The sequence below is a fragment of the Facklamia lactis genome, from assembly GCF_015863205.1.
Classification (GTDB): domain Bacteria; phylum Bacillota; class Bacilli; order Lactobacillales; family Aerococcaceae; genus Facklamia; species Facklamia lactis.
The window spans coordinates 202,804-219,467 of record NZ_JACBXQ010000003.1 but is presented as its reverse complement, the minus strand read 5'-3'; the positions used below and the strand labels follow the sequence as shown (position 1 = coordinate 219,467).

At 35.3% G+C, this 16,664-nt stretch carries 21 protein-coding genes; 19 read left to right on the top strand and 2 right to left on the bottom strand.

Annotation, left to right across the window (positions count from 1 at the left end; all coding sequences use genetic code 11):
- Positions 1-5 precede the first annotated feature (5 nt).
- The 10 genes from HZY91_RS06570 (at position 6) to HZY91_RS06525 (ending at position 5,101) form a co-directional block, all read left to right on the top strand.
- Complete coding sequence (locus HZY91_RS06570; protein WP_197115477.1) at positions 6-1,100, top strand: sensor histidine kinase; 1,095 nt, start codon at positions 6-8, stop codon at positions 1,098-1,100.
- A gap of 11 nt (positions 1,101-1,111) precedes the next feature.
- Complete coding sequence (locus HZY91_RS06565; RefSeq protein ID WP_197115476.1) at positions 1,112-1,759, top strand: response regulator transcription factor; 648 nt, start codon at positions 1,112-1,114, stop codon at positions 1,757-1,759.
- An 11-nt stretch (positions 1,760-1,770) separates the two neighbouring features.
- Positions 1,771-2,241 (top strand): HAD family hydrolase, encoded by a 471-nt coding sequence (locus HZY91_RS06560; protein WP_197115475.1) that lies wholly within the window; start codon positions 1,771-1,773, stop codon positions 2,239-2,241.
- Between the two features lie 159 nt (positions 2,242-2,400).
- Complete coding sequence (gene rpmF, locus HZY91_RS06555; protein WP_197115474.1) at positions 2,401-2,559, top strand: 50S ribosomal protein L32; 159 nt, start codon at positions 2,401-2,403, stop codon at positions 2,557-2,559.
- Between the two features lie 6 nt (positions 2,560-2,565).
- Positions 2,566-2,970, top strand: coding sequence for a hypothetical protein (locus tag HZY91_RS06550; protein ID WP_197115473.1), 405 nt, complete (start codon positions 2,566-2,568; stop codon positions 2,968-2,970).
- A gap of 3 nt (positions 2,971-2,973) precedes the next feature.
- Positions 2,974-3,126, top strand: coding sequence for a 50S ribosomal protein L33 (gene rpmG / locus HZY91_RS06545; RefSeq protein WP_197115472.1), 153 nt, complete (start codon positions 2,974-2,976; stop codon positions 3,124-3,126).
- A 9-nt stretch (positions 3,127-3,135) separates the two neighbouring features.
- Positions 3,136-3,405, top strand: coding sequence for a 30S ribosomal protein S14 (gene rpsN / locus HZY91_RS06540; protein ID WP_197115471.1), 270 nt, complete (start codon positions 3,136-3,138; stop codon positions 3,403-3,405).
- A gap of 15 nt (positions 3,406-3,420) precedes the next feature.
- Entirely contained in the window at positions 3,421-3,534 is a 114-nt protein-coding gene (locus tag HZY91_RS06535) for a putative metal homeostasis protein (protein ID WP_197115470.1), read from the top strand.
- A 308-nt stretch (positions 3,535-3,842) separates the two neighbouring features.
- A complete protein-coding gene (gene phoU / locus HZY91_RS06530) occupies positions 3,843-4,499 on the top strand; it encodes a phosphate signaling complex protein PhoU (RefSeq protein ID WP_197115469.1) in 657 nt (218 codons plus the stop codon).
- Between the two features lie 116 nt (positions 4,500-4,615).
- A complete protein-coding gene (locus HZY91_RS06525; RefSeq protein ID WP_197115468.1) occupies positions 4,616-5,101 on the top strand; it encodes an LURP-one-related family protein in 486 nt (161 codons plus the stop codon).
- 91 nt (positions 5,102-5,192) lie between these two features.
- Here the strand turns inward: HZY91_RS06525 and HZY91_RS06520 are convergent, their stop codons facing one another.
- On the bottom strand, positions 5,193-5,939 hold the full coding sequence (locus HZY91_RS06520; RefSeq protein WP_197115467.1) for a class A sortase: 747 nt from the start codon (positions 5,937-5,939) through the stop codon (positions 5,193-5,195).
- 210 nt (positions 5,940-6,149) lie between these two features.
- On the opposite strand from HZY91_RS06520, the gene lepB reads away from it, so the two are divergent.
- From lepB to tsaD, 6 genes are all read left to right on the top strand, one after another.
- Positions 6,150-6,767: a signal peptidase I gene (gene lepB, locus HZY91_RS06515; RefSeq protein ID WP_197115466.1), complete on the top strand. Its 618-nt coding sequence runs from the start codon at positions 6,150-6,152 to the stop codon at positions 6,765-6,767.
- 272 nt (positions 6,768-7,039) lie between these two features.
- The gene (gene proS, locus HZY91_RS06510) at positions 7,040-8,497 is read left to right on the top strand and encodes a proline--tRNA ligase (RefSeq protein WP_197115465.1); all 1,458 of its coding nucleotides are present in this window, start codon (positions 7,040-7,042) and stop codon (positions 8,495-8,497) included.
- Between the two features lie 84 nt (positions 8,498-8,581).
- Positions 8,582-9,358 carry a tRNA (adenosine(37)-N6)-threonylcarbamoyltransferase complex dimerization subunit type 1 TsaB gene (tsaB, locus tag HZY91_RS06505; protein ID WP_197115464.1) on the top strand — a complete coding sequence of 259 codons (777 nt, stop codon included), beginning with the start codon at positions 8,582-8,584 and terminating at the stop codon, positions 9,356-9,358.
- Positions 9,315-9,908 carry a GNAT family N-acetyltransferase gene (locus HZY91_RS06500; protein WP_197115463.1) on the top strand — a complete coding sequence of 198 codons (594 nt, stop codon included), beginning with the start codon at positions 9,315-9,317 and terminating at the stop codon, positions 9,906-9,908. Before tsaB ends, HZY91_RS06500 begins: the two co-directional genes overlap by 44 nt.
- Positions 9,908-10,360: a ribosomal protein S18-alanine N-acetyltransferase gene (gene rimI / locus HZY91_RS06495; RefSeq protein WP_197115462.1), complete on the top strand. Its 453-nt coding sequence runs from the start codon at positions 9,908-9,910 to the stop codon at positions 10,358-10,360. The genes HZY91_RS06500 and rimI overlap by 1 nt, the downstream gene beginning before the upstream one ends.
- Before the next feature lie 10 nt (positions 10,361-10,370).
- A complete protein-coding gene (tsaD, locus tag HZY91_RS06490) occupies positions 10,371-11,393 on the top strand; it encodes a tRNA (adenosine(37)-N6)-threonylcarbamoyltransferase complex transferase subunit TsaD (protein WP_197115461.1) in 1,023 nt (340 codons plus the stop codon).
- A gap of 170 nt (positions 11,394-11,563) precedes the next feature.
- Here tsaD and HZY91_RS06485 read toward each other — a convergent pair whose 3' ends face one another.
- Positions 11,564-13,540 (bottom strand): ABC-F family ATP-binding cassette domain-containing protein, encoded by a 1,977-nt coding sequence (locus tag HZY91_RS06485; protein WP_197115460.1) that lies wholly within the window; start codon positions 13,538-13,540, stop codon positions 11,564-11,566.
- 230 nt (positions 13,541-13,770) lie between these two features.
- On the opposite strand from HZY91_RS06485, the gene HZY91_RS06480 reads away from it, so the two are divergent.
- From HZY91_RS06480 to groL, 3 genes are all read left to right on the top strand, one after another.
- Complete coding sequence (locus tag HZY91_RS06480) at positions 13,771-14,412, top strand: redox-sensing transcriptional repressor Rex (RefSeq protein ID WP_197115459.1); 642 nt, start codon at positions 13,771-13,773, stop codon at positions 14,410-14,412.
- A 176-nt stretch (positions 14,413-14,588) separates the two neighbouring features.
- Positions 14,589-14,855 carry a co-chaperone GroES gene (locus HZY91_RS06475; protein WP_197115458.1) on the top strand — a complete coding sequence of 89 codons (267 nt, stop codon included), beginning with the start codon at positions 14,589-14,591 and terminating at the stop codon, positions 14,853-14,855.
- Positions 14,856-14,879: 24 nt separating this feature from the next.
- A complete protein-coding gene (gene groL / locus HZY91_RS06470) occupies positions 14,880-16,499 on the top strand; it encodes a chaperonin GroEL (RefSeq protein WP_197115457.1) in 1,620 nt (539 codons plus the stop codon).
- Positions 16,500-16,664 lie beyond the last annotated feature (165 nt).

Genomic DNA, 16,664 nt, shown 5'->3' with positions numbered 1-16,664 from the left:
CTTACATGTCGAGTCTAAGTTTATTTCTACGCAGCATCTTACTTGTATCTTTATTTTCATATCGACTCTCACAAACTAGCCCTGATTTTGCTATTATCGAACTTTCATTGATTATTATTTATACGTGTCAAGCCATTGTTTCTGGTACTTATTTGAAGGGAAAGTTTAAGAAGAAAGATTTGATCTTCTGGCTATTTTTTTTCGAGTTTGTTTTAACCTGTATTTTTTTGCCAAGTTTTTTTTATGTTTTCCCTTTATTATTTTTTGAATGGAAGATTAAGGGTTGGAAGGATTTTTTTATTTTTCTCTTAGTTGTTTTAGTTGGCTTTTGGTTAGTTGAGCCTTATACGGTAGTATTTATTATGGGTATCTGTGTAGTAGCGGCGTATTTAAGTACGTTAATTGATAGAGAAGAAGAATTAAAAGAAACTTCTTTCACTAAAATAGATCAATTGCGATATGTTAATCGGCGCTTTAAAAGTGAGCAGGCACAACTGGTTGAGTTGCAAGACGAAAAGGTTAGAAATACATTGTTAGAAGAGAGAAAACGGTTAGTAGGAGAAATTCATGATTTATTGGGACATCAACTCTCATCTGCTGTTATCCAGATAGGTGCTTTAGAGTTTCTGGTAGAGGATTTAAGCTTAAAAGAATCTCTCAGACAAGTAAAAGAAGTATTATCTTCTAGTATGGATAATGTCAGAAGAGTGATTCATACAGAGAGAGAGACAGCACTAGATTTAAAACATGAACTTTCTTTATTAGTAGCGGATTTTGAAAAAGCCGAAATAGAATTTACCTTCGAGAATCAGACTTCTCTATCGAATCAGAAAGCACATTCTGTTGTAAATATCATAAGAGAAGCATTGACAAATATTAACAAGCACTCAAATGCAGATAAAGTCATATTAAGATTTGTGGAATTGAGCGATAAGTGGATTTTGTTAATATCAGATAATGGAACAATCCATTCAACTAGCAATCAGCATGGAGGGATTGGTTTGCTAACGATTGAGGAGAGAGTTAGGAATATGGCGGGAACTCTTCATATTAGTCAAAATCAGGGGTTCAGAATTTTTATTACGATACCAAAGAATTAGGAGGATCAAATATGCGAATTCTGGTAGTAGATGACGATCCAATAGTAACAGGGGGGATTAAAACGATTCTTGAAGTGGCTAGTCAGTCATACTCTGTTCCATTTCAAGTCATTGGTTTAGGTCATAATGGGCAAGATGCTATTGATTTATACAGTCAGTTAAAGCCAGATATACTATTAATGGATATTCGAATGCCTGTTATGGATGGAATTTGTGCTGGGAAAATGATATTAAAAGCAGACCCAGAAGCAAAGATTATTTTTTTAACTACTTTCCTTGAGGATGATTACATTGTTTCAGCTTTACAAATAGGTGCTAAGGGTTATATGATGAAAACGGATTATGAAAGTTTGATGCCTGCCTTAGAAGCAGTTAGTAATGGTCAACGCGTATTTGGTGATGAGATTATTGCCAAAATTCCCCATTATTTATCGTCACAAGAGAGTAGAATAAAGAAAACCTTGGCTAACTTTTCTGACAAGGAAATAACTTTAATTCAAGGGGTTGCGGAAGGACTTAATAATAAGGAATTAGCAACGAGCATGCATTTTAGTGAGGGCACCATTCGAAATTATTTATCGTTGATTTTAGAAAAATTAAATCTTAGAGATCGTACGCAACTGGCGATTTATTATTATAAATATATGCAAGATGAATAAAGGAGAGTAAGATGTTAAGATATCAGATACCAGGCAGAGAAGAAATTAAAATTTGTCAGCTAGTATTGGACTACAATGGGACGATTGCTTTTGATGGCCAACTAATTGAGGGAGTCGAAGAACTTATCATAAAATTAGCAAATTTAGTAAAAATTTATATAGTAACGGCTGATACATATGGTACAGTTGCTGCCCAATGTGAACATCTTCCTGTGACCGTTAAGACATTTCCAGCAGAGAATGCTGGACTTGAGAAATTAAAAATTGTGGAGTCACTTGACTCCTCACAAACTCTCTGTATTGGAAATGGATATAATGATGTAGAGATGTTTGAAAAAGCAATTTTATCTATAGCAGTGATAGAAAATGAAGGAGTCAGCAGTCAAGCCCTAATGGCATCCGATGTTGTGACACATTCAATTATTGATGCATTGACGTTGTTATTAAATCATCATCGGATGAGGGCGACTTTAAGAAATTAAAAAGAAGGCTAAGTGGATAAACCATTTAGCCTTCTTTTTGAATAATATCAAAAAAATTTAATTCAATACACGCATAGAAAAAGATTGACAGTAAAAGTTATTTTTATATAATAGTAATTATTACTATTAAAGTTTGTTTAAATTGAAAGGAGTTAACAGATGGCAGTGCCAAAGAGAAAAATTTCTAAATCTAAAAAGAGAAGTCGGCGTCATCATCAAAAAATGAAGACTCCTAATATTGCTTGGGATCCTAATTTGGGAGAATATCGACTCCCTCATTATGTAAGCCAAAAGGAGGTTTATAAAGGGGAAGAATAACTAATAATGAAATATCGAATTAAATTTTGTTTTTATTTGGAAGTAGTTCGTCAGATGTATCAGCAAGTAAAATTGATTCATAATGATATTAGAATTTTTCAAGTCTATGAAGAACTTGTAGAGCTAAACGTAATTGAGACGGATGGTCGTCCGACTCAAGAAGCGATTCAGTCAGGAAGACTAGAAATTTTATGCGAAACTCCAGATATGAGTTTTGAAGAATTTATAAAAGTTTACCCAGTATTTACTAATTATAATAAAGAAGGTTTTATTTTTGAAAACCAATTTTGGGAAATGAAAGAAGAACTTTTTCATAGAGTTCAAGTCGATCGACAAGAACATAAATTTAATTCATTAGAATTAAAACAAATTAATCAGTATTTTGAAGATCGTAAAATGATAGAGGAGTAAAAGATGCGAATAAATATTCTATTAGAGTGTCCTGAAACGCAGGAACGCATATATTTAACCAGTAAAAATAGGAGAAATAATCCTGAACGATTACAATTGCGAAAATATTCACCCAAAGCGCAAAAACATTTACTTTTTATTGAAGTGAAAAAATAGGGGGGAAGTATGGCGAAGAAATCTAAAATTGCTAAATATAAAAAACAGAAAGCTTTAATTAGTCAATATGATGAGCTACGTAATGAACTGAAAAAGAATAAAGATTATCAGGCTTTAGCCAAGTTACCACTTAATTCTAATCCGAATCGACTTAAAAATCGTGATCAAATTGATGGAAGACCACGAGGATATATGCGCAAGTTTGGAATCTCACGAGTAAAATTTCGTCAATTAGCCCATAAAGGATTAATACCGGGAATTAAAAAAGCTTCTTGGTAGAAGGAGGTAAGACGAATGGAAAAAAATGATTTGGCTTCTGCCTATCGACGCTTGAAAAGTCCGAATCAGAAAACGAAACAACGGGCAAAAAAAATAATCCGACAATACAAAAAAAGTAAAAATCATTAAGAAATTTCCGATAGTTAGATGAGAAACTAACTGTCGGATTTTTTTGGATGTGTCAGAAAAGGCATTTAAATTTTGCAATTATAGGCTTTATATTTTCTGTGTTTTGATGTAAAATGATTATCAATAATATAAATGTTTTGCAAAAAAAGCTATACAAAAATTCATAAAAAAATCACACAAAAACCTTAATAAATACACATTTATGGTGTATAGTTATTTGTTATAGCATTTAAGGAATTACAATTCAATATTTTAAAATTTGTATTTTTTTAAAATGTTCATAATATTAAATAGAAGGAGGAGAAGAGATGAGACAGTTATATATTTTAGAATTAGAAGGTTTAGTAGATAAAGTCGATCAGTTAGCAAGTTTTGTTCAAACTGCGATTAGTCAGGCGATGCAAGCAGTCAATGAATCAAATGTTGATTTAGCAAACAAAGTGGTTGAAGCAAATGAGGCAATTAACCAGTATGCAGCTGAGATTGAGAAAGAATCATATCGAATTGTTGCTTTACAACAACCTGTTGCTGGTGACTTACGTTTAGTTTTTGCTATTATGCATATTGGCGTTGAGATGAAACGGATGGGAGAGCATGCTTCAGTGATCGCTAAGAAAGTGATTCGCAATAAAGCAGACATTACTGCTAGCCTTGATTTGATTGAGGTTCTCAATGAGATGGCGGATCAAGTATTGGCGATGTTCAATCAAGTCATTGAATTGATTCATGAATCAGATTTAGAGAGAACTGGCGAAACAGCCCTGATGGATCCTAAAGTGGATGAACTATTAAATTATGTCTATCAAACAGCCACTCAAAGAATGATTGAAGATGAAGAATCAGTTCAAGCTGGAATTCATATTATTGATGTCGCTACCAGTTTAGAGCGTATTGGTGATTATATTACTAATATTTGTGAACATCTTGTTTATCTTGAAACAGGTAGCATGATGCGTTTAAATTAATTTGATGAAGTAGTCAAGAAAATTCTTGGCTACTTTTTATTTTGGGGAAATGAGCCTTAAGACCGAGAGATAGGAATTAAATTTTGCTATAATGTATTAGAGATAGGAGGATGGATATGAAGTTGTATATGAAGCAAAAAGTATGGTCTATTAAACAAGATTTTGATATTTTTGATGTTGAAGAGTCTCCTGTTTATCATGTTAGTGAGAAAATGTTTACTTTTGGTCGGCAAATGACGATTATAGATGCTATAACTAGGGATACTTTATGTGAGGTAAAGCAAAAGTTGCTGAGTTTCACTCCAACATTAGAAGTATTTTGTCAAGGGAAAAAGATTTGTACGATTCGCAAAAAGATAACTTTTTTTAAACCTTCTTACGAAGTTTCTGGGTTAAATTGGAGTATTAAAGGTGATTTCTGGGGGCATGATTACACAATTAATGAGTCTGACGGGACGATGATTGCAGATATTAGAAAAAAATTCCTTTCTTGGTCTGATACGTTCGAATTCAATATAGTGTATGATGATATTGATCCAGTCCAAGTTGTAGCGGTTATTTTAGCGATTGATATGGCAATGGATATGGATGATTCAAAATAAACAAGATGAGAAGATCCCCATGTTGATAATTGATATGCCCCCTTACTAGCTTTCTCAGTAAGGGGGCATATCAATTTGCGGGGATCAATGTTTATTGAACGATTGTTTGTTGGACATCAAAGGCTGCCATCATTTCATCGCTAGCTTGTTCAATTGGAACTTCTTCTATGAGAGAACCTTGAACAACAATGCGATTTTGAAGATCGTATGTACAGGTGATAAGTGTAACAATGGGGTAAGAACTTGGATCTAGAACATAGCCATCATTGGGTGAGACGGTTAGTACATTATCTATTTCATAGACATAGACCTTTTCTAAATCAGTCAGATAGATGAGTTGTCCATTCTCTGCTTCAAGTAATGGAGCGAAAAGTAATTCAGGATCAGAAGAGTGGTGACTGGCTAGTGGATAGTTAGAGTATCCCATCTCTTGATCAGGAAAGAGAGTTCCTGCTCCATAGTACATTCCTTCATTGGAAGTTCCCATATTGATAGGTAAATTCATATCTAAATCAGGAATAGCAATTCCTCCGATTACAGGAAGATCTGAGGGATTCACGCCATCTGAAATCACAGTCATTGGATCGATAGCTGTCACATTAGCGAAATCAAAACTGACATCCTTTTGCTGATTTTCAAGAATTTGTTCGCGAGTAAGATTAGGAACGGTTATATTTTCCGTTTTTTGAGCGATCATATAGTTTTTTATAGGATTAAGTAAAAGCAAACCGATTGCGATTAGGATTAATAAGATACCTAGAAAACTTGTAAAAGAAAATCCCTTTTTCTTTCTGGCTGCAGACCGACTAGGCTGTTGGTTAGAATTTGAACGTCTCATGGCGACCTCCATTTTTTTAATAACTGTATAGCTAATATTACCACCTGAGAATGATTATTTAAAGGAAACTAAAATTTATCTAAAATTAAACATTGTTTTTTCAAGTTTTCGTCTTAAAGTTAAAATAGTATGTCATTGATAAATAGTCGTGCATTTTAAATGATTTAGTTATATGATAAAAAGCGAAATAAAAAAGAGGTGGATGCTAGGATGGATAAAATGAGTGCTTTCTTTAGGGAAGTGTTAAGCTGGATTGGATATTTAGCAATATGGTTGATTGTTTTATTTGGGGTGTATCGATGGATAGCTCAACCCTTTTCAGTAGATGGATCATCTATGGAACATACATTAGAGGACAGTCAAAGAGTTTGGATGTGGAAATTATCAGATCCTGATCGGTTTGATGTTGTAATTTTCCCTCAACCAGATGCACATGCTGAAGAGAAAGCGAAGCTGTACGTTAAGCGTGTTATTGGCATGCCAGGAGATACCATTGCTTATAAAGATGATCAATTAATTATTAATGGAGCTGTAATGAAAGAACCTTATTTAGAAGAGAAAGCTAAAGAATACAAGCATGTCTCAGAAGATTTTTTTACATCTGATTTTGACTTGGAAATGATAACAGGCCAAACGAAAGTTCCGGAAGGGAAACTATTTGTAATGGGAGATAATCGTCGAAATTCAGTAGATGGACGTAGCTTTGGTTTTATTGAAGCTGAATCTGTTCTTGGGGAAGCTGATTTTATCTATTGGCCATTATCTGATTTTGGATTAATTCCACAGTATCAATTAAATGAAGAGCAGACAGCAATCATTACGAAATAGAGTGATGATTGACTTGCAGAAAGAGAATTAATCGCTATAATTAAGAGCATAAAATAGATTAGTAGATTGTGGATGGATGAAGCGAGAGATAGATAGTGTGAGTATCTCCCCTCTCAACAATTGAACCTACTATTGACAAGAATGGGTAGCCCCTTTATCGGCATTAAGTTGGCATCTATAAAGGTGCAATAAAGGTGGTACCGCGGAGACTGACTGTGCTTCGTCCTTTTGGACGGAGACAGTCAGTCTATTTTTTAGGAGGAATTATTATAATGGTGACACGTAAAGAAGATTTTTCAAAATGGTATTTACAGACAATTCAACAGGCAGATTTGATGGATTACTCTCCAGTGAGAGGTTGTATGATTTTTAAGCCAAATGGTTATGAAATATGGGAGCATATACAGGATTATTTTAATAGTCGTCTTAAGGAAGAAGGGATCCGTAATGCCTATTTTCCAATGCTAATTCCCGAGTCTTTCTTTAGTCGTGAAAAGGAACACATTGAAGGGTTTAGTCCAGAACTTCCATGGGTAACGGAGGCTGCTGGTGAAATATTAGAAGAACGCTTAGCTTTAAGACCTACTTCAGAAACAATGATTGGAGATGCTTTTTCTAACTGGATTAATTCATATCGTGATCTACCGTATGAAATCAATCAGTGGGCCAATGTTTTCCGTTGGGAAAAAAGAACCCTTCCCTTTTTAAGGACGTCTGAATTTTTATGGCAAGAAGGACATACTGCCCACATTGATGAAAAATCTGCTAGAGAACGAACAATGAAAATGTTGGGGATCTATGTTGAGATGATTGAAGAGTTGTTAGCCGTGCCAGTTTTTCAAGGAGAAAAAACGCCTTCTGAGAGATTTGCTGGGGCAGAGCAAACTTACTCTGTTGAATCTATGATGCAGGATGGCAAAGCAGTTCAGACAGGAACGTCGCATTATATGGGGACTAAGTTTGCAGAAGCATTTAATATTAAATTTCTTAATCAAGATAATGAGCATGTATATGCTCATACAACTTCTTGGGGGGTCTCTACTCGTTTAATCGGCTCTATGATTATGGTTCATTCTGATGATAAGGGGTTAGTGTTACCCCCAGCAGTAGCCCCACAACAAGTTGTTTTTATTCCAGTAGGACCCAAGAAGAAACTAGCGGATGTTTTGGTCAAGATAGAAGAATTGGATCGTGCTTTAAAAGGTATTGGAATTAGAACTTATATTGATGATTCAGATAACTCTGCAGGCTATAAGTTTAATGAGTGGGAATTAAGAGGAGCTGCTATCCGAATTGAAATAGGACCGAGAGACATTGAGAAAGATCAAGTCATCATTAAAGCTCGTGATGAAGATGAAAAAATCGAAGTAAAGTTTGATGAGTTGATTGAGTATGTTGAATTAGAATTAGAAAAAATGCAAAAACGGTTACTTGATAAAGCTCGTCAGCGCAATATAGAAAATATTTATACAAATATTGAGACACTGGATGATTTGGTAGCGCACATTGAGAACAAACGACAAGCCGGTGAATTGCCGGGATGGATCTTAGCTGGTTGGGATGGAAGTGAAGAATCCGAAGCTAAAATCAAGGAGATAACCGGTTTTACTACTAGAAATATACCATTTGATTCCTATTTTGAAGGAGAAAACGCCCTCCCTCATAAATCGAAATGTATCGTGACAGGTAAACCAGCAGTTGCAACTGTTTGGCTTGCAAGAGCCTATTAATAAGAAGGGTGCTTTTAATGACTGATCTTATTGAGTTTAGATAAATTTGGATGATTTAATTTCGTTTGATGTAAAGGAGGATCTATGAAGCAGTTATCATTTGATACTTCTGGCGATAATTTAAACGTTGCTGTATTTGAAAGCGGTCGTGTGCTTACGCATTTTGAATGTAATGTTTCAAAGCAGCACGGAGAACATTTACTACCAGTTATTCAAGAGGTTATTCAAGGGGTAGGATGGAAACCAGAGGACTTGGATGAAATTTACGTTGGAAGAGGACCGGGATCCTATACAGGTCTTAGAATTGGAATTACAATGGCCAAAGTTTGGGCCAAAATGATGAATTGTAAATTATATACTTATTCCAGTCTTTCCTTGATAGCTAGCCAAGTTTGTACGTTTGATGTAAAGACATTGCTCATTCCAATGATAGATGCAAGGAGAGGAAGTGTCTATGTTGGAGCTTATCGATGGAATAAACATATCTATCAAAATGTTATGAAGGATGTCCATCAGGATTGGCAGGACTGGATCAATCAACAGTTAATTCCCTACCTTGCTAATAATCAAATAGAAAATCTTGTTTTTGTTAACCTTGTAGACCGAGAATTGCTAGAAATGGTAGAGAACCGATTAGAAAGTAGTTCATATAAGATTCATACTGTGCTAGAACCGCGGTCATGGCCAAACACAATTCATACTTTTCAAGTGGAATGTAGTCGTGAAAAGGATGTGGATCTTTTAGTTCCTTACTATGCACATGCTAGTTTGGCTGAACAAGAATGGGCGGAGCGTAATAGAGGAGAAGTCAATCAAGATGAAGGATATATTGAATACTCTTATGAATCGGACTTTCCATAAGCAAATGGTTAAGTTAGAGCCTCTTATGGTTCATTATCCAGCTTTTCAAACAGAGGATTCGTCTGAAGCAAGTCGATTTGTGCTACGATTTGCACGAAAGGAAGACTTACCTAATATTGTAGAACTAGAAAGAAAAGGCTACGATGGCTACTTAGCTTGGGATCTTGTTGATTTTAGTAGGGACTGGAATCGAAATAGATATGGCGTTTATATCCTTTTGGAAAAGAAGGGTGATGAAAATAAACGGAAGTTAGTGGGGATGGTAATTGGGCGCTTTGTGATGAATAGGTCGCATATTAGCCATCTGGTGGTGGCTCCTGATTGTCATAGTCAAGGGTTAGGTTCTTACTTGCTGGAATTTTGGTTGAAATCGAGTTTATATTTAAATAAAAATGAAGTAACCTTAGAAGTGAGAGAGTCAAATTTTAAAGCGCAGCAATTATATTTTAAATATGGATTTAAAATTCAACATATAAAAAATGATTATTATGATAATGGGGAAGCGGCTCTATATCTTAAAAAACTATTGGGATTTGAGGAAGGCTTTTAATGGAACTATATTATTATCAAGACGGGAAAGCTCAGCTTTCTGAACGTGAAAAAGAGTTTATTTATCAAAATAATTTAAGTATATTGAATTGGTCTATAAATCTTACAGATTCAGATTTAGCTAATCCATTATCAAGAATTGTTTTGTTATATTCAGAAAATACATTAATGGGTTATTGCGGTTGGCAGGAAGTCTTGGATGAGGCTAGCATTAATTATATCGTAATAGGCCAGGCATTCCGTTCTTGTGGTTATGGCTCAGCGCTTTTAGAAAAAAGTATAAATTGTATGCGTTCAACAGGTATTAAATTTATCCATTTGGAAGTTCGGGAGAGTAACCAATCAGCTATTTGTTTATACAAAAAGTTTGGTTTTAAACGTATCTTAACTCGACCTAATTACTATCATCAACCACTTGAATCGGGATATATTATGCAATTAAAGCTTTTATAGGAGGGGTTATATGAATAAATCGATTTTCATTTTAGCGATTGAATCCTCTTGTGATGAAACAAGTGTCGCAATTATTGAAAATGGGTCATCGATAAAAGCTAATATAGTGGCTTCACAAGTAAAAAGTCATGTTCGTTTTGGAGGTGTTGTCCCTGAAGTGGCCAGTCGGCACCATGTAGAACAAATTAGTCAATTAATCGGAATGGCGATAAAAAAATCCGGCATTTCCGGCTGGGGTCAAATTGATGCGGTTGCAGTAACTCAAGGGCCCGGATTAGTGGGCCCGTTGTTAGTTGGAGTAACAGCAGCGAAAACATTAGCTTATATTTATCACAAGCCACTGATCGCGGTTAATCATTTAGCTGGGCATATATATTCCAGTCGTTTCATGAGTGAATTAAAATTTCCTTTATTGGCTCTAATTGTGAGTGGTGGGCATACGGAACTCGTTTATATGGAGGGAGATCATCGATTTGAGGTGGTCGGTGAAACTCAAGATGATGCTGTCGGAGAAGCATATGATAAAGTAGGACGTTTATTAGATTTGCCTTATCCAGCTGGTAAATATCTTGATGTGTTAGCTCAAAAAGGAGATCCGAGAGTTTATGAGGTTCCTCGCGCAATGATAGATGAGGAGAATTTAGATTTTTCTTTCTCAGGAATGAAAAGTGCGGTGATGAATATAGTTCATAATGCTAATCAGAGAGGTGAAACTATTCAATCGGCAGATTTGGCAGCAGGTTTTCAATTAGCAGTCATTGAAGTCATTGAGACGAAAGTTCGGAGAGCTTTAAGAACCTATCCTCAAGTTAAGCAATTTGTTCTGGCTGGAGGTGTAGCAGCTAATTCAGGTATTAGAACCCAGTTAAGAAAAATGATGGATGAAGAGTTTTCTCAGGTTGAAATGTTAATTCCGCCCTTATCACTTTGTGGAGATAATGCGGCAATGATAGGTGCTGCTGCTTATCCTTTATTTTGTGAAGAACAGTTTTCAAATTTAACGATCAATGCGAAGCCAGGTCTAATGTTATAGATAAAATATTATATGTTCTTAATGGTTGATTTATTTTTTGGAGAAAAGGATAATTTTGTTGAAGACTGTTATGAAGAGATATTTGTCTGAGAAAAATCTCCTATCTCATTCCATTACTGGAATGAGATAGGAGATTTTGTTTACTTTTATTATGAGAAGTCAGGGAATTATTATTGAGACGTTTTTAAATGAGGATGCTGTTCTAAAAACTCTTCTAATAATAGCGAATGATATTCCCATTGATTAAGAGCTTCTTCAGTTTGTTTTTGTGTTTCTTTAAGTTTTAAATCTAGTGCTAATAGTTGCTCTTGATCATTATTATTAGCAGCAGTTGTCATTGCAATATGAATCTGAGTGATTTCATTTTCTAAGCATTCAGTGAGTTTCCATGCTTTGTTGACTAAATTTTGTATTTTGCGTAATTCGCTTTTGAGCTTTTTATTTTCTTTATAGGAGAAAGTTTTATCAGTTTCAGTATTTTCTATGGGCACTTCTACTTCTGTTTGAGTATTGAATGCTTCCTCTTCCTCTTTTTTAGCTAAGTAATAGTCATAATCTCCTAAGTACAATTGACTACCTTCAGGGGTGATCTCTAATATTTGAGTGGCGATTCGATTGATGAAATATCGATCGTGTGAAACGAAAAACAAACTGCCATCAAATTCAATTAGTGAGTTTTCCAGAACTTCTTTAGAATCAATATCCAAATGGTTAGTAGGTTCATCTAATAAAAGAGTATTATCATGGTTGGTTGCGAGTAGGGCAAGTGCTAGTCTCGCTTTTTCACCACCACTTAATAGAGAAACTTTTTTTTCAACTGCTTCGCCACTAAAAAGAAAGCTTCCTAGAATAGAGCGAATTTTCCATTCATCTATATTATCATGAGCTTGCCAAAGTGTTTCTAGGATGGTCAAGGACTCATCTAATGTATTAACATTTTGGGCATAGTAACCAATACTGACATTGCTTCCGATAACTACATTTCCTGATAAAGTGGGGAGTTCTCCAAGAATGGTTTTAAGTAAAGTTGTTTTTCCGATTCCGTTTGGCCCCACAACTGCTATCGCTTGTTGTCGTCTTAAATCAAAATTAATATTATCTGCGATAACAAAGTCTTTTTGGTAACCAATGGCAAGGTTTTTTGCTTCAATAACACGATCTCCTGATTTTTTTTCAGCCTTAAACTGGATGCGAGGTGCTTGAGCATCTTGTTTTGGAGGGGTGATTCGTTCAATTTTTTCAAGTTGTTTTCTGCGGCTTTGTGCACGTTTAGTGGTGGAAGCTCGTACAATATTTTTTTGAATAAAGTCTTCTAGTTTAGCAATTTCACTTTGCTGTTTTGAATATTCTTTAAGATCTTGTTCTAATCGTGCCTGTTTTTCAATAATATAGTTTGAATAATTTCCTTTGTAAAGATGAGCTTGATGATTGCGAATCTCAATAACTTGATTGGCAATTTTGTCGAGAAAATAACGATCATGGGAAACAATCAATAGTGCTCCCTTATAAGAAAGTAGATACTTCTCTAACCAATTGAGCGTCTCCATATCTAGATGATTGGTCGGTTCATCTAGAATGAGTAAATCATAGTCCTTTAGAAGGATTTGCGCCAAGGCTAGGCGGGTTTTTTGCCCTCCGGAAAGAGATTGAACAGGAGTGTCATAATCTTCTTCATAGAAACGAAAACCGTGTAAAACCATTCTAATATCAGATTCTATCTGATAAACATTTTGATTTTCTAAATCTATTTGAAGCTGATCATACAGTTGCACAGCCTCATGGTATTCTGATGATGAAGTATCACCAACCTGGGCGAATTGTGCAATTGTTTCTGCAGCCTTTTGAGCTCTATCTCTTAAAAGCAAAGGCTCTTTAAAAATAGAAAGCATTTCTTGCCAGATAGTTAAATTCGAATGGATTGCAACATGTTGTTCAAGATAACCGATCTTTAGTTTTTTTGCTCGAGTAAAATTTCCGTTGTTGATGGGTTCGCTTCCCATTATCTGTTTAATTAGGGTTGATTTTCCTGTTCCATTACGTCCAACTAAAGCAATACGATCGCGTTCTTGGATGCTAAAGTTGACATTTTCATATAATGTGTAATCAGCGAAGCGCCGGCTAATATTATTTGCTTGTAATAAAATCATTTTTATAACCACCTTTATAATCGAAGTAATTATAGCATTAAAAGAAAGATCTCACTAGATGTGAGGGTTGAATGCAAAAATGCTCACAAATATTAAAACTTTGTGAAAAATTCAATATTTTTACAGAACTTATTTGGAAGTATTGGTATTTGATGGTATACTAGTATTAAATATATTGTGATTAAAAATACAAGCGAACTGAAAAATAAAATATTAATGGAGGTAACAAGGTGAAAGATATACCAAGAGCTACAGCAAAACGTTTGCCCATTTATCATCGCTATTTGCGATACCTTCACAATGCGGGTAAAACACGAATTTCGTCAACAGAATTAAGTGAAGCTGTAAAAGTGGATAGTGCAACAATTCGTCGTGATTTTTCTTACTTTGGTGCACTTGGCAAGAGGGGTTATGGGTATGATGTAGAGTATCTCCTGCAGTTTTTTGGAAAAACATTGAATCAGGATCGTTTGACAACTACCGCTTTAATAGGAGTTGGGTCTCTAGGAAATGCGCTATTGAATTATAATTTTAGAAAATCAAATAATGTTAGAATTGGTGCAGGGTTTGATGTTAACAAGGATTTAGTGGGAACTGTTCATTCTGGAATTCCCATTTATTCGATCGAGGAATTAGAAGAGCAATTAGAAATTCAAGCCATTGACGTAGCGATTTTAACTGTTCCTCAAGAATTCGCTGAGGAAATTGTAGATCGTTTGGTAGCTGCAGGTATTAAAGGAATCTTAAATTTTACACCGCTTCGTTTTGAAGTTCCTAGCCATGTGAGAATCCAAAATGTAGATTTAACGAATGAATTACAGACCTTGATTTATTTTATTAATCAGGATGAAGCAAATCTTAGCATGGAATAGACACTTATGATCTGACCAGCTGTGAAATACAGCTGGTTTTTTGTTTATCTAATTTGAGTATTAGACTTGCAATTTGGTCAAAGATGGTCTATTATAATAAATGTAATTAGCACTTATGATCAAAGAGTGCTAATTCTTTTGACCACAAATAAAAATATGAAGTTGGAGGGACTACTATGTTAAAACCATTAGCAAAAAAAATTGTCATAAAAGCAAAAGAGGTTGAAGAAACTACTGCAAGTGGATTCGTATTACCAAGCTCCGCTCAAGAAAAACAACAAATTGGAGAGGTTGTAGCGCTTGGACCTGAAATTGAATCGGAAGATGGTATTAAAGTAGGCGACCAAGTAATTTATAAATCATATTCAGCTACAGAAGTGAAAGATAATGATGAAGACTTCACAATTATTGAACTTAAAGAAGTTTTAGCAGTTATTGAATAATAATAGAGAAGAGGAGTAGAAATTATGGCAAAAGAACTTAAATTTTCAGAAGATGCTCGTACAGCTTTATTGCGTGGGGTGGACATTTTAGCAGACACTGTCAAAACAACTATTGGGCCTAAAGGTCGTAATGTGGTTTTAGATAAAACTTATGGTTCTCCTTTAATTACCAATGATGGTGTTACAATTGCTCGAGAAATCGAATTAGAAGATCGTTATGAAAATATGGGCGCACAGCTTGTCCAAGAAGTAGCTTCTAAAACCAATGATATTGCAGGTGACGGAACAACCACTGCAACTGTTTTAACTCAAGCTATTGCACGTGAAGGAATGAAAAATGTAACAGCTGGAGCCAACCCTGTAGGAATTCGTCGTGGTATTGATAAAGCAACTCAAACTGCTGTTGCAGCACTTAAGGAACTTTCACAGACTGTATCTTCAAAAGAGGCGATTGCTCAAGTAGCAGCTGTTTCATCTGGGGATGAAAAAGTTGGAGAATTAATTGCAGATGCAATGGAAAAAGTGGGTAATGATGGTGTCATTACGATTGAAGACTCACAGTCTATTGAAACAGAACTTTCAGTTGTTGAAGGAATGCAATTTGATCGAGGATATTTATCACAATACATGGTAACAGATAATGAGAAAATGGTAGCAAGTCTTGAAAATCCTTATGTTTTAATTACCGATCGTAAAATTTCAAATATTCAAGATGTATTGCCAGTCTTAGAGTCTATTATGCAGTCAGGTCGTTCTCTATTATTAATCGCAGAAGATGTAGAGGGTGAAGCACTACCTACACTAGTATTGAATAAATTACGTGGAACATTAAATGTTGTGGCAGTAAAAGCACCAGGATTTGGAGACCGTCGCAAAGCAATGCTAGAAGATATCGCAATCTTAACAGGAGCAACTGTTATTTCTGAGGAATTAGGATTTGAATTAAAAGATGCGACAGTTGAACATTTAGGTTCTGCTGGAAAAGTTACGGTAACTAAGGATAATACTACCATTGTAGAAGGTGGAGGCGCTTCTGATAAGATTCAAGAACGGGTGGCATTAATTCGTTCGCAGACAGAAGACACTACTTCAAGCTATGATAAAGAGAAATTACAAGAACGATTAGCGAAATTAGCAGGTGGAGTTGCAGTTATTAAAGTAGGGGCTGCAACTGAAACTGAGCAAAAAGAAGTAAAACTACGTATTGAGGATGCTTTGAACGCAACACGTGCTGCTGTTGAAGAAGGGATTGTTTCAGGAGGAGGAACTGCATATCTTAATATTCAAGAGAAAGTAGCTGCGACTGAAACTGAAACTGATGATGAAGCTACTGGAGTGAAAATTGTAGTGCGTGCGCTTGAAGAGCCGTTACGCCAAATTGCTGAGAATGCAGGTAAAGAAGGATCTGTAGTAGTAAATGCTATTCTAAACGCTGATAAAGGCACAGGTTATAATGCTGCAACTGATCAGTATGAAAATATGATTGAATCGGGAATTGTAGATCCGACAAAAGTGACGCGCTCTGCTTTACAAAATGCAACATCAGTGGCTGCTTTGCTACTTACAACAGAGGCTGTAGTGGCAGAAATCCCTAAAGATGAGCCTGAAGCACCAATGCCAGGTGGCGGAATGGGTATGATGTAATCAAATATTTTAAGTTGATAAACCCGTACAATACGTACGGGTTTATTTTTTGTCCATTTAATAAAGAAAACTTAATAATTCGTTGAAAAAAAATGAGAAGACCGGTAAAATGGGAGAGTGTTAGTATAGATTTAATATACTATATTTCCGCATCAATCCAAAATG